18 protein-coding genes and 1 pseudogene are annotated in these 18,578 nt (G+C 63.4%); 7 read left to right on the top strand and 12 right to left on the bottom strand.

Annotated features, from left to right (window positions below; translation table 11 throughout):
* Nucleotides 1–45: 45 nt before the first annotated feature.
* From ACMZ91_RS08815 to ACMZ91_RS08805, 3 genes are all read right to left on the bottom strand, one after another.
* Nucleotides 46–1,341, bottom strand: coding sequence for a heme biosynthesis HemY N-terminal domain-containing protein (locus tag ACMZ91_RS08815; protein ID WP_414577877.1), 1,296 nt, complete (start codon nt 1,339–1,341; stop codon nt 46–48).
* Nucleotides 1,342–1,347: 6 nt separating this feature from the next.
* Nucleotides 1,348–2,325, bottom strand: coding sequence for a uroporphyrinogen-III C-methyltransferase (locus tag ACMZ91_RS08810; protein WP_071228808.1), 978 nt, complete (start codon nt 2,323–2,325; stop codon nt 1,348–1,350).
* 104 nt (nt 2,326–2,429) lie between these two features.
* Entirely contained in the window at nt 2,430–3,239 is an 810-nt protein-coding gene (locus ACMZ91_RS08805; RefSeq protein WP_189720339.1) for a uroporphyrinogen-III synthase, read from the bottom strand.
* A 35-nt stretch (nt 3,240–3,274) separates the two neighbouring features.
* On the opposite strand from ACMZ91_RS08805, the gene ACMZ91_RS08800 reads away from it, so the two are divergent.
* The 5 genes from ACMZ91_RS08800 to ACMZ91_RS08780 all read left to right on the top strand — a co-directional run bounded on the left by ACMZ91_RS08800 (nt 3,275) and on the right by ACMZ91_RS08780 (nt 6,360).
* On the top strand, nt 3,275–3,742 hold the full coding sequence (locus tag ACMZ91_RS08800) for a YiiD C-terminal domain-containing protein (protein WP_005407593.1): 468 nt from the start codon (nt 3,275–3,277) through the stop codon (nt 3,740–3,742).
* A gap of 32 nt (nt 3,743–3,774) precedes the next feature.
* The gene (locus ACMZ91_RS08795; RefSeq protein ID WP_049423133.1) at nt 3,775–4,200 is read left to right on the top strand and encodes a hypothetical protein; all 426 of its coding nucleotides are present in this window, start codon (nt 3,775–3,777) and stop codon (nt 4,198–4,200) included.
* 57 nt (nt 4,201–4,257) lie between these two features.
* The gene (locus ACMZ91_RS08790) at nt 4,258–4,695 is read left to right on the top strand and encodes a rhodanese-like domain-containing protein (protein ID WP_004134671.1); all 438 of its coding nucleotides are present in this window, start codon (nt 4,258–4,260) and stop codon (nt 4,693–4,695) included.
* A gap of 100 nt (nt 4,696–4,795) precedes the next feature.
* Nucleotides 4,796–5,314, top strand: coding sequence for a protein-export chaperone SecB (secB, locus tag ACMZ91_RS08785; protein WP_005407596.1), 519 nt, complete (start codon nt 4,796–4,798; stop codon nt 5,312–5,314).
* Nucleotides 5,315–5,334: 20 nt separating this feature from the next.
* Nucleotides 5,335–6,360, top strand: coding sequence for an NAD(P)H-dependent glycerol-3-phosphate dehydrogenase (locus tag ACMZ91_RS08780; protein WP_005407597.1), 1,026 nt, complete (start codon nt 5,335–5,337; stop codon nt 6,358–6,360).
* A 145-nt stretch (nt 6,361–6,505) separates the two neighbouring features.
* On the opposite strand, the gene ACMZ91_RS08775 is transcribed toward ACMZ91_RS08780, so the two are convergent.
* Nucleotides 6,506–6,982, bottom strand: a complete 477-nt coding sequence (locus ACMZ91_RS08775; RefSeq protein WP_414577880.1) for a YybH family protein — start codon at nt 6,980–6,982, stop codon at nt 6,506–6,508.
* 115 nt (nt 6,983–7,097) lie between these two features.
* On the opposite strand from ACMZ91_RS08775, the gene ACMZ91_RS08770 reads away from it, so the two are divergent.
* Nucleotides 7,098–7,763, top strand: coding sequence for an Ivy family c-type lysozyme inhibitor (locus ACMZ91_RS08770; protein ID WP_414577882.1), 666 nt, complete (start codon nt 7,098–7,100; stop codon nt 7,761–7,763).
* A gap of 36 nt (nt 7,764–7,799) precedes the next feature.
* Here the strand turns inward: ACMZ91_RS08770 and ACMZ91_RS08765 are convergent, their stop codons facing one another.
* From ACMZ91_RS08765 to ACMZ91_RS08735, 7 genes are all read right to left on the bottom strand, one after another.
* Nucleotides 7,800–9,182, bottom strand: a complete 1,383-nt coding sequence (locus ACMZ91_RS08765) for a HipA domain-containing protein (RefSeq protein WP_279912386.1) — start codon at nt 9,180–9,182, stop codon at nt 7,800–7,802.
* The gene (locus tag ACMZ91_RS08760; protein ID WP_256201487.1) at nt 9,179–9,412 is read right to left on the bottom strand and encodes a helix-turn-helix domain-containing protein; all 234 of its coding nucleotides are present in this window, start codon (nt 9,410–9,412) and stop codon (nt 9,179–9,181) included. The genes ACMZ91_RS08765 and ACMZ91_RS08760 overlap by 4 nt, the downstream gene beginning before the upstream one ends.
* Before the next feature lie 427 nt (nt 9,413–9,839).
* Entirely contained in the window at nt 9,840–10,526 is a 687-nt protein-coding gene (locus ACMZ91_RS08755; RefSeq protein ID WP_032130168.1) for a L,D-transpeptidase, read from the bottom strand.
* A gap of 156 nt (nt 10,527–10,682) precedes the next feature.
* Nucleotides 10,683–10,955 carry a hypothetical protein gene (locus ACMZ91_RS08750; RefSeq protein ID WP_012509703.1) on the bottom strand — a complete coding sequence of 91 codons (273 nt, stop codon included), beginning with the start codon at nt 10,953–10,955 and terminating at the stop codon, nt 10,683–10,685.
* Nucleotides 10,956–11,167: 212 nt separating this feature from the next.
* Nucleotides 11,168–12,118: a DUF2268 domain-containing putative Zn-dependent protease gene (locus ACMZ91_RS08745; RefSeq protein WP_197655657.1), complete on the bottom strand. Its 951-nt coding sequence runs from the start codon at nt 12,116–12,118 to the stop codon at nt 11,168–11,170.
* 284 nt (nt 12,119–12,402) lie between these two features.
* A complete protein-coding gene (locus ACMZ91_RS08740) occupies nt 12,403–14,202 on the bottom strand; it encodes a UvrD-helicase domain-containing protein (RefSeq protein WP_414577885.1) in 1,800 nt (599 codons plus the stop codon).
* Complete coding sequence (locus ACMZ91_RS08735) at nt 14,199–16,034, bottom strand: ATP-dependent nuclease (protein WP_049462214.1); 1,836 nt, start codon at nt 16,032–16,034, stop codon at nt 14,199–14,201. Before ACMZ91_RS08735 ends, ACMZ91_RS08740 begins: the two co-directional genes overlap by 4 nt.
* Nucleotides 16,035–16,606: 572 nt before the next feature.
* Between ACMZ91_RS08735 and ACMZ91_RS08730 the strand changes: the two are divergent.
* Nucleotides 16,607–17,211: pseudogene (locus ACMZ91_RS08730) on the top strand (IS3 family transposase); the annotation flags it as partial.
* Nucleotides 17,212–17,273: 62 nt separating this feature from the next.
* Here the strand turns inward: ACMZ91_RS08730 and ACMZ91_RS08725 are convergent.
* The gene (locus ACMZ91_RS08725; RefSeq protein WP_224481874.1) at nt 17,274–18,560 is read right to left on the bottom strand and encodes a TniQ family protein; all 1,287 of its coding nucleotides are present in this window, start codon (nt 18,558–18,560) and stop codon (nt 17,274–17,276) included.
* Between the last annotated feature and the right edge of the window lie 18 nt (nt 18,561–18,578).

The raw sequence follows: 18,578 nt of genomic DNA, 5'->3' as shown, positions 1-18,578 counted from the left end.
GGGGGGGGGGGGGCCGCGGCGGGCCCCCCCCCACTTCAGCAGGAATCACGGCAACCGCGGATTGCCGAATTCGTCGCGCTCTTCGTTGGCGTCATACACCGGCGGCTGCACCGTAACCGACTGCTCCTCCACCGTGGCACGCAGCGGCGCTTCGGTGCCGCGCACCAGTTCCACGCTGTCCTCGCCACGCTGCAGTCGCAGCGCATTGGCCAGGCACTGCGCGGCCAGCGCGTGCTCGCCACGCTGTGCGAACAGCTCACCCAGTGCCTCCCACGCCGGGGCACCGGCGCCCGCGGCGATGGCCTCGTGCAGGAACGCATCGGCGGCATCCCACTGCTGCTGGGCCAGGGCCACGCGGCCCTGTGCCAGGCGCAGCGCAGCCGAGCTGTCGTGCACGTTGCGCCAGCGCGCGAGGTTGGCCTGACGCGTGGCCAGGCGCTCGGCCGGCAGGCGGCCATACAGCGCCACCAGTTCGTCATCCCAACGCTGGTCCAGTGCCTGTTCCAACGCCAGCAGCGCCGGTTCGTCCCAGTTCAACGCAACCGCACGGCTGGCATACGCACCCACCACGTCCGGGGTCGGTCGCAGTGCCTTCGGCGTGGCTTCCCACTGCGCGGCCAGCGCATTGACGTCGGCTGCTTCCAGCAGCGCCTGTGCGGCCAGGCGTGCTTCCAGTTCGCTGTTGGCGTCGGCCGGCAGCACCTTGCTCTGGCGCAGTGCACCCAGCTGGCCATACGCCTCGTGGGCGCGGCCGGCCTGTGCCAGCGCTTCGGTACGCAGCCACAGGCCGCGCGGCGGCAGCGGCTGGATCGTCGCCACATCCAACGCGTTGATCGCATCCACCGGCAGATCGCGCGCCAGCAGCTGTTCGGCGCGTAGAAGCGCCTGCAGGGTGGCATCGCTCTCGCCCAGGCGCTGCAGCAGGGCTTCACCGGCGGGGCCGTCGGCACGTGCCTGCGCACTGCGCACGGCATTGGCCAGCGCCACCGCGCTCACTTCCGGATCCTTGGCGGCACCATCCAGCAGCTTTTCCGCGCGCTGCCACTGGCCGTGCTCATAGGCCTGCAGGCCGTCGATCAGGCGCACCCGGCCCTGCTTGCGGCGGTAGCGGCCCCAGGCGCGGAACGGTGCAGCGATCAGGCTCCACAGCAGCCACAGCACCAGCACCGCGATCACCGACAGCAGTGCCACCTTGGGCAGGTTGCTGTGGTAGTCGTAGCCGCCGTAGCGCAGGGTCACTTCGCCGAAGCGGTTGAGGTCATCGGCGCCGAGCCATTGCGCGGCCACCACGCCGATGGCCACGGCCAGCAACAGCACGACCAGGGATTGCAGGGGTTTCATGGGGGATTACCTCCGGTCGGTCTGGGTGCGCAGTTGCTGCAGGGTGCTGCCAAGAACGCTGTTGCTGGCCTGCAGCGGAAGCTCGCGCAAGGCCTTCAGTTCAGCACGTTGCGCGCGCAGGGCCGGTGAATCCGGCCAACGCCGCTGTGCCCAGTGTTCCACGCGCGCCAACGCGGTATCGCGACCGGTGCGGTCGCCACGTTCGATTGCGGCACGCGCCAGGGTCAGTTCCAGCTGCAGCGCATCGTCGGCATTGCGGCGTTCGGCGGCGGTCAGCGGGCCATTCTGGCGGCTAGGGGTGATATCCACGAACGGTGCCAGCGTGGCCTGCCACCAGGGCTTGCCGGCGCCGGGCGCGGTGCTACCCGTCACCTGCGAGGGCAGGCCCTGCAGGGCCTTGGCCAGGGCATCCAACCGCTGCAGCGATTGCACGCGCGGGCCGGTGCCCAGCGCATCCAGTGCATCGCGTTCCTGTACCAGGGCCTGGCGCAGGTTCAGGCCGTCGCTGTCGGGCAGATCGGCCAGCGCGGTGGCGGCCTGTGCATACAGGCGGCGTGCGCCTTCCACGTCGTCGGCGTAGTTCAGGCGCTGCGCCGCCTGGGTCAGCAGCAGCTCGGCCTCATCGCGCTGTACCGCCTGACGGCCCTGGTTGGCGCTGTCGGCCAGCTTGGCCAGGTTCTCTTCCAGCAGCGCACTGCGCTGGGAAAGGCCCAGCATCTCGTCGCGCAGCACGCGGTTGGTGGTCGCCGCATCCTGCAGGCGCTGGCTGGTTGCGCGCTGGTCGCGGCGCAATGCATCCAGCGTCGCCTGCAGGCCCTGCAGCTGTACGGCCGTGGTCTGCGCCTGCGCTTCCTGTTCGTTTTGTTGCTGCTGCCAGACGTACCAGCCGGCATAGCCGCCCACGCCAAGCACGACCACCCCGGCCAGCGGCAGCAGCCAGCGCACGGGTCGACGGGGCGGGGAAACGGGCGGAGTCTCGTTCATGGGGCTTCCTTGTCGGCACCGTCGCCGGTCAGGTTCCGGCAGGCCGCGTTGTGCACAGCATCACTGTTGCCGACCACAGCGGCAAGCGTGACCCACGTCCCTGTTCAGTTCGCTGCCGGGACGGTGAGCGTGGCGTGTGCAGCCGCCACCAGCTGCGCGGTGGTGGGCCCGGCCGCGCGCACCACGCGCTGCAGCCCCAATGCGTGCGCCTGTTCGCCCAGCCGTTCGCTGGCCACGATGGCGGTGGCATGTGCCTGACAGCGTTGCTGCAATGCCGGCGGAAGCTGCTGCCAGAAATGCAGCAACGCCTCACCACTGCTGACCGCCAGCACCCACGGATACGCTGAATGCGCCAATCGAGCCAGCGTGCGTGGCGACAGGCGCAGCAGGCGACGCTGATAGACATCGGCGCGCTCGATGCTGCCGCCGGCGGCCTGCAGTTGCGCAGCAATCAGGCCGCGCCCGCCGGGGGCGGTCACCAGCCCGATGCGCAGGCCCTGCACCTCGGCCAGCACCGGCAGCGCCAGCAGGCCCTCGCTGTCCATCCGCTGCGGCGCATGCACCTCGGCGACGCCCTGCGCCCGCAGCGCGCGCGCGGTGCCTTCGCCCACGGTCAGCCACGGGCTGCGTTGTGCCTCGGCCAGTGGCAACAGGGTGGCGGCTGCGGTAACGGCGGCCGGGCTGGTGAACACCACCCGATCGCAGTTCAGCGCGCGTTGCAGCTGGTGCACCACTGGCGTGCCGTTCAGGCGCTGCAGGCGCCAGGGTGGCAGGGCCAGCACATGCCCGCCCAGCCCAGCAACGGCGCGGCGCAGCGCGGAATTCTGGCCCTGCGGTCGCAGCGAAATGAAGGTCCAGCCCGGCTCGGAACCGGCGGCGCCAGTGGGTATCGTATGGTCGGCCATTGCCTGCATTATGCGGGCCCTTCGTTGTCGTGGTCCCTGCTCCGATGTCCGTTGATGCTCTGACTTCCTCGCTGGCCGCCCTGCAGGACGTGCTTGACTGCATGCCGGCGGTCCGCGCCATGCAGATCCAGCTCGACGGCTATGCCGATGGCGTGCTGCGCATCACCGCGCCGCTGGCCGCCAACGTCAACGACAAGGGCAACGCCTTCGGTGGCAGCCTGGCCTCGGTGCTGACCCTGTCCGGCTGGGCACTGGTCAGCCTGCGCCTGCGCCTGGCCGGCCACGATGCCGAGGTCTACGTGGCCGACAGCAACCTGCGCTACCTGGCACCGGTCTACGAAGACCTGCACGCCCATGCCGAAGCGGCCGAGGCCACTGGCTGGGATGCCTTCCTGAACACCTTCCGCCAGCGCCGCAAGGCCCGCATCAGCATCATCGCCACCCAGCCCGGTGCCGATGGCAAGCCCGCCGCCGAGTTCAGCGGTCGCTTCGTTGCCTTCGCCAAAGGGTAGGATGGCAGGCTGACGTTCTGGGGAAACCACCGATGCGCCGCCTCATCCAGTTCCTGATGTGTTCCCTGCTGCTGGCCAGCGCCGTGGCTTCGGCCGACGACCTGAGCCGCAAGCAGCGCAAGCTGCTGGAAGAGACCCAGATCGCCTACGGCGCCACCATCCGCTGGGGCAGCATGGACGATGCCATCGGCTATCTGGACCCCAAGCTGCGCAAGGAAAAGCCGCCCACCGAGTTCGAGCTCAACCGCTACGCGCAGCTGCGCGTGTCGTCCTACCGCGAGCGCAGCAGCGCCGCGCTGGACGGGGGCCTGGTCGAGCGCCGGGTCGAAATCGGGGTGATCAACCAGAACACCCAGGCCGAACGCACCGTGGTGGTGGTCGAGCGCTGGCGCTGGGATGCCGAGGCCAAGCGCTGGTGGCAGACCGCCGGCCTGCCGGACCTGTGGAAGGGGCAGTGACGGGCCGCGTCCGGCTTGTGCGACAATCGGCGCCCGCTTAATCGACCCGTGACCTGAGTGAATTACGAAGAGTTGCTGGCCTTTGCAGGCCGAAACCCGATGCTGTCCGCGGCCCTGGTCGGCCTGACCGTGGCCATCATCGTCACCGAGATCCGCCGCCTGTTCCGGGGCTTCAAGGGCATCAAGCCCGCCGAACTGACCCAGCTGATCAACGCGGGTGGCACGGTGGTGGTCGACCTGTCGGCCAGCGGTGACTTCGAGAAGGGCCACATTGCCGGCAGCCGCAATGCCCAGGCCAGTGCCTTCGGCCCGGACAACAAGCTGGTGGCCAACGCCAAGCAGTCGCCGGTGGTGCTGGTGTGCCGTAGCGGCAACGCCTCGGAAACCGCCGCCAAGGCGCTGAAGAAGGCCGGCTTCGAAAAGGTCTACGTGCTCGACGGCGGCATTCCCGCCTGGCAGCAGGCCGAGCTGCCGCTGGTCAAGGGCCGCAACTGATTGCCGCAGGTGGCGGATCCGGCCTTGTATGGGCCTGATCCCGCCCCCATCGCAGTAGTTCGACCATCGTTTTCATTGCATTCACCTGGAGTTACTGGAAATGTCCGAAGAGATCACCAACGGCGCCGCTGCGCCGGTCGATGCCGCTACCGGCCCTGCTTTCACCGTCGAGAAGATCTACGTCAAGGACGTCTCCTTCGAGTCGCCGAACGCTCCGACCATCTTCAATGACCAGGTGCAGCCGGAACTGCAGCTCAACCTGAACCAGCAGGTGCAGCGCCTGGGCGAGAACGCCTTCGAAGTGGTGCTGGCCGTGACCCTGACCTGCCAGGCCGGTGAGCGCACCGCCTACGTGGCCGAAGTGAAGCAGGCCGGCGTGTTCGGCCTGGTCGGCCTGGACCCGCAGTCGATCGACGTGCTGCTCGGCACCCAGTGCCCGAACATCCTGTTCCCGTACGTGCGTCAGCTGATCAGCGACCTGATCCAGGCCGGCGGCTTCCCGCCGTTCTTCCTGCAGCCGATCAACTTCGAAGGCCTGTACGCAGAAACCCTGCGCCAGCGCCAGGAGCAGGGCGACGCACCGTCGCTGGCTGACTCCGAGCCGGCTGGCAACGCCTGATTCCTGCCGCGACGTCACGGATGAGCACTACCGCTGACAAGATCGCCGTGCTTGGCGCCGGTTCCTGGGGAACCGCGCTGGCCAGCCTGCTCGCACGGCACGGTCACCCGACCGTGCTGTGGGGGCGCGATGCTGCCGTGGTCGAAGCCATCGACCAGCGCCACGAGAACCCGCGCTACCTGCCGGGCATCCCGCTGCCGGACAGCCTGCGTGCCACCACCGACCTGGCGTCGGCAGTGGAGGGCGCCGCCTGGATCCTGGTGGTCACCCCGTCGCATGCCTTCGGTGAAACCGTGCGTGCGCTGGCGCCGCTGCGTCCGGCCGGTGCCGGCGTGGCCTGGGCCACCAAGGGCTTCGAACCTGGTTCGGGCCGCTTCCTGCATGAAGTGGCGCGCGAAGTGCTGGGTGAGGACGTGCCGCTGGCCGTCGTCACCGGTCCGTCGTTCGCCAAGGAAGTGACCCAGGGCCTGCCGACCGCGATCACCGTGCACGGCGACGTGCCCGAGTTCGCGCAGACGGTGGCCGAGGCGATGCATGGCCCGGCGTTCCGCGCCTACACCGGCGACGACATGGTCGGTGCCGAGCTGGGCGGCGCGATGAAGAACGTGCTGGCCGTGGCTACCGGTGTGGCCGACGGCATGCAGCTGGGCCTCAACGCCCGTGCCGGCCTGATCACCCGTGGCCTCAACGAGATGCTGCGCCTGGCCGCGGCGATCGGCGCCAAGCCGGAAACGCTGATGGGCCTGGCGGGCCTGGGCGATCTGGTGCTGACCTGCACCGGCGACCTGTCGCGCAACCGCCGCTTGGGCCTGGCCCTGGGCCGCGGCCAGACGCTGCAGGATGCCGTGCGCGAAATCGGCCAGGTGGTCGAGTCGGTGCAGACCGCCGACGAAGTGATGCGACAGGCACGCCGTCATGGCATCGACCTGCCGATCTCGGACCGCGTGCGTGCCGTGCTGCACGGCGAGCAGACGCCTGAGGAAGGCCTGCGCGCGCTGCTGGCACGGGAACAGAAACCGGAGTATCCGGACACGCTGTTCAAGTGAATCGAAAAACCCCGGCTACGTGCCGGGGTTTTTTTATGTGTGTGGCCCATCCACGCATGGCGTGGATCTACTCCGGAATCCGCTTCTGGTAGCAGCCAACCTTGGTTGGCGCCCGGTAGCGCCGGGCCATGCCCGGCGGAATCCATCACCGCGCCCGCGGCGGTGCGTTGCCGTTGTCCATGTCCGAGAAGATCAACCACGGCCCGTCGCCCACGCGCTTCAGCGTCAGCGTGAACTTGCCGGTGTCCCCCACGTTGTTGCCGTAGCGGTAGGCACCAATGATGTAGCCCGTGCTGCCCTCCACCGAGTACGCCAGCGCGCGCAGCCGCAACGGGCTGCCGCCCTGGCCGGCATACGCGGCTTCGATCGCGCTGCGCCCACGCACCGGTAGCTGGTTGCTCTGCAGCACAAAACCATCCTCGGTGAACAGTGCTGCCAGCGCCCTGGCATCGCCCGTGCGCCAGGCCTGCTCGTAGTCGCGCAGTACGCGGTCCAGCGTCGCGGGCAGGGCCGCATCAGGAAGAGGCTGTGCGGGCTTCGCGCCTTCAGCATCGTGGGCGATGGCCGGCGATGCCAGCAGCAGGGCACTGCAGAAAATCACGGCGAGTCGTGTGCGGTGCATGCGTCCGGCTCCAGGCGATGACGGGAACGTGCGAACGCATCCTAGCGCGCTGCTGGTTAGAATCACGCAGGCGCCCGCGCGGCGGCATGCACCGCAGATCAGACAAGGACAAGGAATGAAGATTCGGATCACAGGGATGGCACTGACGGTCGCACTGCTGGCCGCCTGCGGCCAGGCACCAGCGCCGGATGCAGCACCGACCGCACCGGCACCAACCACCGAAGCACCTGCGGCCACGGCAACGGTGGTCGAGCAGGCGCCGTCCATCGAAGACGGCGTGGACCCTTCGGTGTGGGACAACGAAGGCGAACCGGAAGACCCGGGTGCTGGCGGCGAACTCACCTGCGCGGACAATCCGCTGGCGACCCACTTCTTCACCCTGGTCGGCGGCAACACCGTGGACGACTGCGGCCGCAAGGACCCGAAGGTGCTGGCCGCGTTCAACGCCCTGATGAAGAACACAGCCGCGGCCGAATCTGCTGACAAGGAGATTCCGTCGCTGCGCGAACGCCTGTTGAGCGGGCCCAGCGGGCCCGGCGAGCTGGTGGTGCTGCAGGGCGAGCCATGGTGGTTCTACACCGCCTGCCAGGCCCACGACTGCCCCGGCACCGCATTGGCGATGCTGTACTCGCCCGATCAGTCGAAGATGGTCGGCCGCCTTACCGCGCGCTGCAGAATCTGGTGGCTGGGTGAACTCAGCGACGAGCAGCGCGCGCTGATCGAGCGCGAGCAGCCGGTGGACAAAGCGATGCTGAAGGAAGAAGGCGAGTCCTGCGAGTAATCGGTGGTGACGCCGGATGATGTACCGGCGGCCGCATCATGCCGGTGAAAGCTGCCTCACCATGTCGGCGATGATCACGTGGACCAGTGTTCTCAGGAAATGCACTTCGCCTTCCAGGGTTGGGCCGATGTCGAAACGGGTCGACCATTGCTGGTTTTCCTGCAGCACCAGCGCGTAAAGCGCCTGGGCTTCGCTCGTGATGCGGTCGATCTGATGGCGCAGCTGCCGGGTGGCAGCCGGCCTTCCCAGGCCCAGCGCTTCACCGGCAGAAACCAGATGCTCGAAACGAAGGTCGTGGAAGCGCGCGACACCGAGAATGGGCCACGACAGTTCCGAGCGTTCTGGCCAACGTGCGCCCTCGTCGGCATACGCGCGGGTCTCGTAACATGCGGTGGACAGCAGGTCGTAGTGGGGGGCCAGTTCGATGCCCCTGCTGTCGACCAGGAAGCTCAGGTTCTTCAGGTGCGCATCGTTGTTGCCGGTGAGTACATTGAAGATCAACCAGTCGAACAGGCGGACGCGCGTCTTGAGCTTGCTTCTGCATTGCTCGACGATGACCTTCAGGGTGTCGATGCTGCCGAGCGTGTACTTGAACTGCCGGTCGAGGTTGAGCAGCTGGCAGGCGTCGATGGCATGACGGCGATGGATGGCATCGGCGGTGATTTCGCGATCAAAGCGCTCGATGATGAAGACCGGCTCCGGTACGTAGCGGCGCTCGATCTTCGGCACCTGCAGCCCCAAGCGCTGTGCAAGGCGCATCACGAACCACTCGTTGGCCACGCTGTGGGGATAACTGCTGCTGGTGCTGTCAGGCTTGAGGATGTGGGTCGAGGGCTCGGCGCCCAGAGGTTGGTAGAGTTCTCCCCCTGTCTCGATGATTGCCAGCTTGTGCTGGGCACCTGCCAGTGACATGCGCTTGGCGGCACCCGCCGCAAGCGACGTGCGTGGCAGGCCTTGGATACGCGTGGAGAGTTCCGCATCGGGTAGTGGTTTTCTGCCGCCGGGTGGCAGGCGCTCGCCTGGAGGCAGCAGCGTCAACGAGCCTGCCGATTCCGCGCCATAGGCGGCCAGCAATGCGAACGCGTCCGCGCCATCCACCCTGGCATCGGTTGCCATCAGCGTGCGTTGCTGCTCTTCCGGCAGCAGATTGTCGAAGTACCACTGCACGGGGCGTTGGCTGGAGCCATCGAGGATGGCGGTGTCTTGCAGTGGCAACGCAGGCGCCAGTGGAAACCGATGTGCGCTGCCGAGCCACTCCGGCGTATAGGTGAAGCGCCACAGGTTTGCTGCTTCGGTCAGGCGGCCCACCGGCGCTTCGTCGATGCTGACCTGCAGTTCGCGTGGTGGAAGCGGATAGTGCAGTCCAGACAGGACGGTCGTTGTAATGACGTCCTTGAGATCGATACGGGGGGCGCTCATGGCACCTTCCCGTTGGCACGTTTGGCCAGCAGGGCCATCGCTTCGTCCGGCACGTCGATTTCGACATGCAGCCCCAGCTCGTCAAGCACGGTGAACAACTTGCCCCATTGCACCGTGGTACCGCCGCGTTCGACCTTGGCCAGGAAATTTTCGCTGACCCCGATGCCTTCGGCGGTTGCATCCTGGCGCAGTCCCTGATGCTTGCGGGCGGCTCTCACCAGTGGTCCCAAGGCCTCAGCCTTCTCAAGCCTGATCTTCAATGGGAACTCCCCCAGCAGAGCCTGACGCTCTGGATTCGACCCATCGTCTATACCATACAATCCTCACTGCAGTGAGGATTCTTCGCGCAAAGCCCAGGATTCCTTAGAATCCTTTCGGTCTTGAGGATTTCTTGGCAAAAGAGCTGGATGCAAGAAAATCCTCATTGAAATAAGGATTTATCTGCAAAGGCGTCCAGCGCCCAAAAAATCCTCATGAACTCAAGGATTCTTTGACGTCGTGGGAGCGCGATGCCTCATCCGGTCCATATGGGCAGCGCCACGAGGGTGGGACGTCCGCGATGAGTGGGGTCCAGGTGGGGCCTGCCAGGAGCGTGCCCGGGAACCTCTGCCTGCAGCGCAGGCTCGCATCGTCAACAGGCCGCAGGCAAAGCGTCTGTTACTTGCTCGCGCGCCGCGCGCCCTTCTCGTCTTCGTCCTTTGCATCGCCCCGGCTCTGCGCGAACTCCGGGAACGTTTTCGCGATCGAATCCTTGTCCGGAAGGATGTAGAACACGCCGCCCTTCTCGAACGTGGATTGCACGATCTGCTCGTAGAACGCAGGCGTGACGTTGATGCAGCCGTGCGTAACGCGGTTGTCGTCCGGCGAAGGTGATGCCAGCCGTTCGGCGCGCTTCTCTTTCGGAGTGCCTGGCGGCAGCGGGTGCATCGAAACGGCGGAATCGTAGTCCACCCACAGCACGCGACCGGCATCGTCGGAGGGGCCATAGCCACCAATGAAACGGCCCGCCGGGGTAGTGCGGTCATGGCCTGGAATCGCACTCAGCGCGAGCTTGGCAACGCCGGGTGCGGAGTGATCGCCGATGGCCGAACCGAACAGCGCCGGTGCGGCACCGCGCAGCTTGCCGTCTCCACCGAAGACCAGTACCTGCGCAGCCGCCTTGTCCATGATCGCGAACGGATAACCCTGGTTGTCCTTGCTGGCGACTACCCAGCCGGCCAGTTCGATCACCGTCTCGGACACGCTCTGGTCAGCGGGCAGTTCATCGACTGCGGCGACCGGGGGTGCAGGTGCGTCCTTGTCCCTGGCGTTGGCTACGCCGCTGCACGCAACGGCCAGTGCCATGGCCAGTGCGGCATGGAGGGCGCGGCGCGCAGGGGAGGAGGAGGTACGAATGGGACGGCTCCTTGCAGTGCAATCTTGGTGGAAGGATGCCAGTGGCCGGCGAAGGCCACTGGTTCCCGATACAGAGGTGGATCAGTTCAAACGGTGAGGGAGCGATCAGCCGCGCGGCTTGCGGCCCGCTGGTGCCCTTTCAAGCTGCTGCACGCGACCTTCGATCTGGTCCAGACGCTGGTTGGCCTGCTGCGCCGACTGGTTGGCGGACTCGGCACTCTGGGCGGCGCCCTGCACCTTTACATCGAGCTGATCGAGACGCGAGTTGATCGTTGCAAACTCATTCTTGTAAGAGGCGCAAGCGCCAAGGCTCACGGTGGCGATGAGCGCCACGCTGAGTGCACGGGCCATCTTCATGTGTTGCGAGGTCAGTTTCATTCCACTCCCTCCTTCGTCTGGGGAAGCTGGAATATAGCGGCGTTTGTTCCCGGCGCTACCAAGCGCTTTCAGCTGGAATTTGAGTACGTGGATGGGCTGTGAAGGCCTGTAAATCAACGAACCTTAACAAGCGGGATCAAGCGAGCTGATCTGCACCGGCGTATCGCCTTGTGCCTGTTCAATATCACCCATTCACCTGCATGAAGCCGGCATCACCGCATGTGCGTCTGTGTGCTTTCGCCTGCTCCGCACGCAGGCTGCCATCCACTTGCTTTCAGCAGCGCTGCAGCGTTTCCAGGCTGGACATCCAGCAGTTCGGCGATGGCGTTGGGCGTGTCGGGCCCGCGCGCAACATAGTCGTGGGCAATGCGGTAGCCGATCCAGTAGCCGAGATCTCCGCGGCGCGTATCGTCGCCGGGGCCGTTGTACAGCCACCTCGAAAGATCGGTACCCATGCTGTCCTGCAGGAACGCGCGCTCCAGCGCACACTCGCGACCCTGCGCCCAACGCTGCAGATGCGCGTTGGCCGGTTGCCCGGAGATCCGTTCGGCCACGTATTCGGCGCCGCCTTCCAGCAGCGTCTGATAGAGCAGGTTGGGCTGCTCGACATCAACGCGCGCGCCGGGCTGTTGCACGTGCACGTACTCATGGGCGATCAGGTGCACGAAGCGGTCGCTTGCATCGGCCTGCATCCAGTCGGCATTGCACAGCGCTTCCAGTCCGATGACCACACCTGCTTCGGTGGTAACGCCACCACTATTGCCGCGGCCCACCAGTACGGTGACCGGAGGAAAGCGCGCAGATGGCAACAGGGCGCCGAGCTGATCGACGGCAGCGGCGACGCGCGTGCGGATCGATGGCAATGCGGCCGCGCAGGTTCTCGCTTTCGCAAACAATGCCGGCTTGTCCTGGATGGCCCTGGCCAGCCGCTCCATCGAGCCGATACGGCTGTCGGTGAAGCTGCGCAGGGCATCCGTACCCGCATCCAGATAGCCGTGCTGCAGATCATCGGCGCTTGGGCGCCCATGGTTGGCGTCCAGCACCTTGAAGAAGCGCGTGACATCGTCTGTCTGTACGACGATGTGCCCGGCAGGACCGACACGCTCAGCCGCCTGTGCCTGCAGCAGCGCGATCGGCGAGGCGATCAGGATCAGTGCCCGCATCAAGCATCGAACGTGATGCGCGTAAGAAGCCGACAGCTAGACGGGCAACCAAAGGTTTGTCGCCATCCGCAACCATAGGTTGAGCAAATTTCCTGCATCCATTGGCGCAACTATGGTTGCCAAGCACTCATAGTCTCCCCGCTGACCGGCAGGAACCCAGTTCCATCAAGGGAAACGTATTCAAGTCCGATCTAGCGAAAACCTATGCTTGCTCCCATTCAGCTTCATCTCCTGCGCTGACGTTGATTCCAGTGCCGCGTTGGGTTGCTATCCAATGCGCCCATTCAGGGGGAACCGTTGCCCTGTCCGGCCGTTGGGGCTGCAGCCGTAGCGGTTGCGTCCTTGAAGCCCTTTGCATGGAGATCGGCACGAAGGCTCTTCAAAGCTGTTACAGGGACAGCCAACCACAGCAGATCCCTTGCCCGGGTCACAGCCACGTACCCGATTCGCCCGTCCTCGGTGGAACCTCCGCCTAGCAGTGCAGATACATGCGGTTTCGTTGCCATGTAGAGGACGGCATCCAGGCTTTCGCCCTTGACCTGATGCACGGTACTGATTCTGACCCGCAAGGGCTGATCGGCACCTAGGTCAGGCGGGCTCATTAGCGGTGAGCCGGGCAAACTCCTCTTCGAGAGCCGAGCACCGAGCGTGGACGATGTATGGTTGAGACCGTGGGCTGTGCTCAGATTGGTCATCAGGACCCTTACACGTTGCAACATTGCCGGCTGCCAATCGCTAATAGCGGGCAGCGCCGCGCTGGGCAGGCCCGAGACCGGATCTCGCGTAAAAGCCCAGATGACACGACGAAGTGCTCGTTCCTCTGGGTACCTGACAGGCTGAGTCAGGCGAGCAACGATGCCCTTGGGCGCGTTGTCGATCAAACCCATGATGGCAGTTGCCACGAGTCTGAATGCTGTTGAGTAGTCGGAGTGGATATCGCGCGCCATCGCTGCCTGGGCAAGGATCTTGGTCGTTCCCACGCCAGGCGCACCCCCATGCCCAGCCAGCTCGTTGGCCCACTTGCGTGCGCGGCAGAGCACGGCGGAGCGTGCTGGGTCCAACCCAGCGGAGACCAGTGTTGCCTGGAAGGCCGCCACGACCTTTTTCGTATCGGCAGTCGTGTACGGAACGAAGTAGGCCCCGTGGAGCGTAGGTGGCGCTGTCCTATCCGGATCGTCCGTGCGCGCCGAGATTGCGTTGGCGAGATCGAGTACGGCCGGTACGGACCGATAGTTCCTCGTCAGGGCGGCCGCAGAAACACCGGATTTGCTGTGGTAGCTGGACAGGAACGAGCCGGTCGCGCCCATGAACTCGTAGATGCCTTGATTGGGATCCCCAATAAGGGAAATCTGAGAGCCTGCTTGGCTGAGCCTCTCAATGATCACCTGGTGCAGGATGCCGATATCCTGGGCTTCATCAATGAGGATATGGGGATAGCGACGCGCAAGGACTCGGAGGATCTCGGGTTGTTCGCGGAGGGTAAGGTCGACCCAGTAGCGGGCCAGCTCATGGGTGTAAGCCCCCAGTTTTCCCAAGGCTGCGGCAACCTTTGGGCCATTGTTGATCCTCGCCAGCATGCCGGAGTTCTGATAGAAAAAGCCCGTTTCAGCCCCAGAAGGGCCTATGACAACGCGATGGATATGCCCTTGGGGCACTGGGTAGTTATCGGTTCTCGGCGATTCCACCCAGAAGCGATAGTCCTTTCCTAAAAGGAATGACTCGCTCCCTGATAGCAAGAACGGGGTCGTGGTACACCCCATCGTCCGATGGGCGTGGGGTCGCAGAATATTTGTCGTAATGAACCCGTCCAATGTGTCGATCTCGACACGCTGGTGGGACGGGATCTTGAGCGATCCCATTGCGAGTGCCTGGTACTCGCGCCTGAAGGTCTCCACGGCGATGTTCGAGAAGGACAGGAGCGCAACCCGGCCCCGGTGATCACCGAGGCATTGACGTATGTGGGCCAGCCTGCGTACAGCCGTGAAGGTCTTCCCACTTCCCGCGCAAGCGATGACCGACATCGGATGCAATGGTGCCGTGATGATCTCACGCTGTTCAGCTGAAGGAGTAGTATCCGTGCTCATTCGTCTTCAGCCTTCTTCGGGCCAAGCTGACAAGCGTGTTCGACTGCAGACTGGATGTACTCCGGAACAGTGAATTCTTCCTTTTTCGCCTTGGCGATCAGGTACGCCAAAGCTTGTGCAAAGCGCCCCTTCTGGACGTTTCCGTTCTTCCGCTCGAACATTCCGCTGAACAGTACGCGAGCCTTCTCTGCATCTCCCGTAGCGGCGTCTACCTTCTTCTCCAGGTTCGCAGAGATCTTCGGGTGTAGCTCCTTAAGCGCCGCAAGCATGATCTTGCGATTGCTGGCGTACAAGGCCAAGTCATACTCAAGCGTCTTTAGCCCATGGAAGATCTTGAGATATGAATCCTCGAACTTGAGCATACTCAAGGTATTGGCGGACACCTGCACCTTGTCGCCGATCGAAGGGTAGACAGGAGCCGCCTTCTTCTTTCCACTAGAGGTCCCATCTTCCGGCGCATGGTCGTCCGCTTCTGCGCTGCCATCGCCCTCTTCCTCTTCATCCTCTTCACTCGGACCTGTTGGGTCTGCATCCGTAAGCACGGAAACAGGAATCTTCAGCGCCTTCTCGCCGAACAGTGGAATGAATGAGTCGAAGTTGAGGCCTTCAACGCTGATGAGGCTTACCCCATGCTTACGTAGATCGCGACCGCACTTCTCGGCGAGCACACTGACAAGGACCAATTCCGCAGCGCCCTCGACCAGGATTGCGCGGCGTGCAAAGAAGAGCTCAGCCCGAGTGACGTCCAAATAGCGCTCAAGCTTCTCACGCTTTCCGACAGAAAACTTGATGTCTCGGGGAAAAAAAGTCTCCACCCTGATTCCGGTGTCGACAAGACAGGTGAGACTGTCGAGGTTGGCGATGCTGGCAAAGTTGGGTGAGTGGCTGGTAACGAACAGCTGGACAGGCTTCTCTTTGTCCACTGCCTTGATGGTCTCAAAGTATCCCAGGAGCACAGCCTGCAATTGGGGATGCAGATGTGCCTCGGGCTCCTCAATGATCAGGCCTCGATAGCTGGCTTGCGGGTTCTTGGTCAGCTCGCTGAGAACGACCGCCATGAAGATCAGATTGTTGAATCCGAGCCCGTTTTGCTCAAGCTCGAACAGATCAACGGTAAGGGAGAGACGCGAAGCCAGGCGTTGGAAATCGCTGACGCTAACCCCCAGCTCGAGCAGCTGGGACAGCTGTGGCCCCAACATCTCGGAATGGCGAGTGGTTATCGCCTTATGGGTGCTCACAATCGGCGCTTTCGTCTTGAGCTCATCATCCAGCAGCTTCAGTGCCTTATTGATCTCGATCTTGCCATCGTCATCAACGAGCAGCTGAAACAGTCGGGACAGCTGGCTTGTGCGGCCGGGTCTAAGAGCCTGAGAAGCATCGCGCAGGGGCTGTAGATAGACGCCACGAAGGTTCTCCATCATGTCCGTTGTCAAGCCGACATCATCATGGTCTCCGCACCAGCGCTTCGCTCTAAGTCGCCCCGTCTTATCCGCCTCGGAGAAGCTGATGGTGATATGCGCCTCCATCTGCCCGTCCTTGGCAGGTTTCAGGGCAGTCATGAAGTCAGCTTCATCATCGGGGCTCAACCCTCGGAAGATGTACTTGAACACGATGTTGCCGCTAGGCGATCCTGTCTTCGGCCGATGAATATCGTCCGAGTCCAACCGCGGGTACGGTTCATCGTGCCCGGCAAGGAGAGACCTCAACGCATCGACAATGGCGGTCTTGCCCGCGTTATTCGCACCAACCAGAACGTTCAGTCCACTTTGGAAGTGCAGTACTGCGTTGTTGATCTTGCGGAAGTTCGAGATAGACAGCTCTGCCAAGTACACCCTGATGTCTCCTTGTGCTCATGGCGGCGTAGCCGCCTCCTGTCCCTAGCTGCAGCACGACGATGGCCGGCTGACAGCCCCTATCTACCTGGGCAGATTCTAATCAAATCAGGGGAATTGGACGTTCCGGCAACCCTCGTACGCGCATCGCCTTTTGGTTCCCCGGCCCCTCAGGCAAGTAAGGGGCGACGTCGGATCCGTCCCCCAAGCGAAGGCAGGGGGGTACCTCTGGTAGCAGTGCCTTTCAGCGCACCGACGCGCGATGAAGTGGCAGGCCCTATTCGGTCAATGCAGTGATGGCGCTTGTACATGGTGGCGGAGTTTGATTGGCGACGGCCCTCATGAAGGACAACAGTTTGTTATTGCAATTCGTAACACTGATGTCCCCGGATCGCCAATTCTTTCGGGAACGGCCTGGCGTAGCCTTCTCTTCCAGCGGTGCTGCCCATCGGCTGCCCTGAGTCAATCAACTTCTCATATCTGGAAACTGGGCTGTGGCCACCAATCGAATTTGCAGTGTTCTCGGAATTTCAAAGCCTGTCATTCAGGCCACGCTCTCATGACTGACGGATGCGCGCCTGATGGCCGCCGACGGCCTGCAGGGCTGGCCCCAGCGCAAGCGTCGCGGGCGGTGCGCAACTCCGGCCATGACAGCGCCGGGCGTGGTCAAACTGCTTGAACGCGATTTTCTCGCGCTGGAGCCGGAAACCGAGTGGGTGACAGATATTACCGAGATCAAGACCCGACAGGGCAAGCTGCATCTGTACGACCAGCGCATCGTGGGCTGGTCAATACACGATCGACAGGATCGCCAGATGGTGACCCGGGCTGTGCAGATGGCGGTGTGGCAGCGTCAAGGAAGCGATGAGGTAATCCTGCATTCGGGTTGAGGCAGCCAGTTCCGCAGCCCGACTACCAAGGGCATCTAGCGGCTAACGGGCTGATCTGCTCGATGAGCGCTGTGGGTCATTGTGGCGACAACGCGGCCTGCGAAGCCCTCTTTGGGCCACTCAAGCGTGAGCGGATCTATCGAACGAACTGCGCCACAAAGTATGCAGCACGAGCGGATGCGTTTGACTACATAGAGCGACGCCATAACCCAAGGATGCGACGAAGGGTCGCCAGGCAGGACCAGAAGGTTGCAGCTCTTTTAGAACCGTCCGTGATATCGGGGTAGAACCCCGCGGTTGAACAACCCGCTCGGCTGCGCAGGGAAGTGATGTCTTCTTCTGGCCTTCTTCAGCGGCACGGGAAGGGATCACCGGAAGCTCGGAAGGCCGGAGAGCGCATGGCCTTTGTAATAACAACTGCGGTCCGGGCGCACTCTCTAGCGATCTCTGCCGAAATGGCGAATCTCTTCAGAACTTCACTTGCTACGCCCCGCTCGCGCATGCCGCTCTTAAGCAGGGTCATGGACAGGGCCATAATTCTGCTCGCCATGTTCCGACCCGCAAGAAGGTCCTGGCCAGGTTGCCTCTGAAGATCTAGGTAGACGCTGAATGACGGCGCACGGTGGATAGAACTTTTTCGTTTAGAAACCAACAATAAGCTAAGGAACTGCTGGCTAGGGAACACACGCGTATTGGCCTTGCAGAGCGCGTGGAGCACGACTTCGAATTTCCTCGCCTGAGCCCCCCAGTCCTCTAGATCAAAGGCGATCTCACCGTCCACCTCATGGCTTGGAAACAATGAAGTCGATGAGGCCGGAACTGGTTCGGTCAAAATTCCGATAATGTCAACAGATTTGATGGCGGATAGGTTGAGTAGCGTTCTGAAAGTGGTAGTAGTTCGTCTGAAGCGAATTGCATCCCTCCAGAACCTGTTATGAACGATCTTCAGCCTATCCAATGTCCCATCTTGAAGGAGCCCATCAAAGAAACGTTGATAGTTCTCCGCAGGAATAACCACATCAGGGTTGGTTGCGGTCCAGCGTACGACGTCCTCGATCGAGGCGTTGGCCCAGGACTGAAGTGCGCTCGGCCTCTCGTGCGTGGTTGCGCGCGCTAGGCTGCAACCGCAATAGGCGCACGAGGCCGCGTTGCCCCTTCGCAACTGTTGACTGTTGCCGCATTCTTGGCAGCGATCAATGATTCTGACTGAGTGCAAGGAGCAATGCGAGTAGTGAAGGAAGTTCCAGATGAGCCTCTCACTTAGACCGTTACTCTCGCCAGCCTCCAGCAGGCACTCAGGACACCAGCGGCGATTGATGCCAGCAAGGCCGCCATCCCGCATCTGCAGGACATTAATGAAAGGCGAGAGCGTGCAGCCGACCAGGCGTTGGTTAGTCAGCTGCTCTAGCGCGCGCGCGCGGTTAAGGCTCACCTGCCCTGGTCCCACGAAGCTATTTCGCTCACTCAGTCCATTTCTTGGCTGACCCGCAACTTTGTCAAGCACTCCTGCGAGGTGTGTCTTTGTAAACCCGGTCGTTTCGCACATCCTCTGGAAGTACCCTCCAAGTGACTCAGTCTGGGCGGTGGCTCCGTCGATCGGTGCAATTGGCGGCAGTGCTGTCCACCGATACCGCATGTGTGCCGTAGTCATTTT

Source organism: Stenotrophomonas sp. FR024, assembly GCF_047500745.2.
GTDB classification, from domain to species: Bacteria; Pseudomonadota; Gammaproteobacteria; order Xanthomonadales; family Xanthomonadaceae; genus Stenotrophomonas; species Stenotrophomonas maltophilia_A.
Note: the sequence above shows the minus strand (reverse complement) of the source record. Positions and strands in the feature narration are given on the sequence as shown.

What these genes read in the sequence shown, in the direction of transcription:
- ACMZ91_RS08805 (WP_189720339.1), bottom strand. Translation starts at nt 3,239, where the DNA reads ATGCAGGCAATGGCCGACCATACGATACCCACTGGCGCCGCCGGTTCC.
- ACMZ91_RS08725 (WP_224481874.1), bottom strand. Translation starts at nt 18,560, where the DNA reads ATGCGGTATCGGTGGACAGCACTGCCGCCAATTGCACCGATCGACGGA.
- ACMZ91_RS08775 (WP_414577880.1), bottom strand. Translation starts at nt 6,982, where the DNA reads ATGCACCGCACACGACTCGCCGTGATTTTCTGCAGTGCCCTGCTGCTG.
- ACMZ91_RS08780 (WP_005407597.1), top strand. Translation starts at nt 5,335, where the DNA reads ATGAGCACTACCGCTGACAAGATCGCCGTGCTTGGCGCCGGTTCCTGG.
- ACMZ91_RS08750 (WP_012509703.1), bottom strand. Translation starts at nt 10,955, where the DNA reads ATGAAACTGACCTCGCAACACATGAAGATGGCCCGTGCACTCAGCGTG.
- ACMZ91_RS08765 (WP_279912386.1), bottom strand. Translation starts at nt 9,182, where the DNA reads ATGAGCGCCCCCCGTATCGATCTCAAGGACGTCATTACAACGACCGTC.
- ACMZ91_RS08770 (WP_414577882.1), top strand. Translation starts at nt 7,098, where the DNA reads ATGAAGATTCGGATCACAGGGATGGCACTGACGGTCGCACTGCTGGCC.
- ACMZ91_RS08815 (WP_414577877.1), bottom strand. Translation starts at nt 1,341, where the DNA reads ATGAAACCCCTGCAATCCCTGGTCGTGCTGTTGCTGGCCGTGGCCATC.
- ACMZ91_RS08740 (WP_414577885.1), bottom strand. Translation starts at nt 14,202, where the DNA reads ATGAGCACGGATACTACTCCTTCAGCTGAACAGCGTGAGATCATCACG.
- secB (WP_005407596.1), top strand. Translation starts at nt 4,796, where the DNA reads ATGTCCGAAGAGATCACCAACGGCGCCGCTGCGCCGGTCGATGCCGCT.
- ACMZ91_RS08745 (WP_197655657.1), bottom strand. Translation starts at nt 12,118, where the DNA reads ATGCGGGCACTGATCCTGATCGCCTCGCCGATCGCGCTGCTGCAGGCA.
- ACMZ91_RS08810 (WP_071228808.1), bottom strand. Translation starts at nt 2,325, where the DNA reads ATGAACGAGACTCCGCCCGTTTCCCCGCCCCGTCGACCCGTGCGCTGG.
- ACMZ91_RS08800 (WP_005407593.1), top strand. Translation starts at nt 3,275, where the DNA reads ATGTCCGTTGATGCTCTGACTTCCTCGCTGGCCGCCCTGCAGGACGTG.
- ACMZ91_RS08795 (WP_049423133.1), top strand. Translation starts at nt 3,775, where the DNA reads ATGCGCCGCCTCATCCAGTTCCTGATGTGTTCCCTGCTGCTGGCCAGC.
- ACMZ91_RS08755 (WP_032130168.1), bottom strand. Translation starts at nt 10,526, where the DNA reads ATGGCACTGGCCGTTGCGTGCAGCGGCGTAGCCAACGCCAGGGACAAG.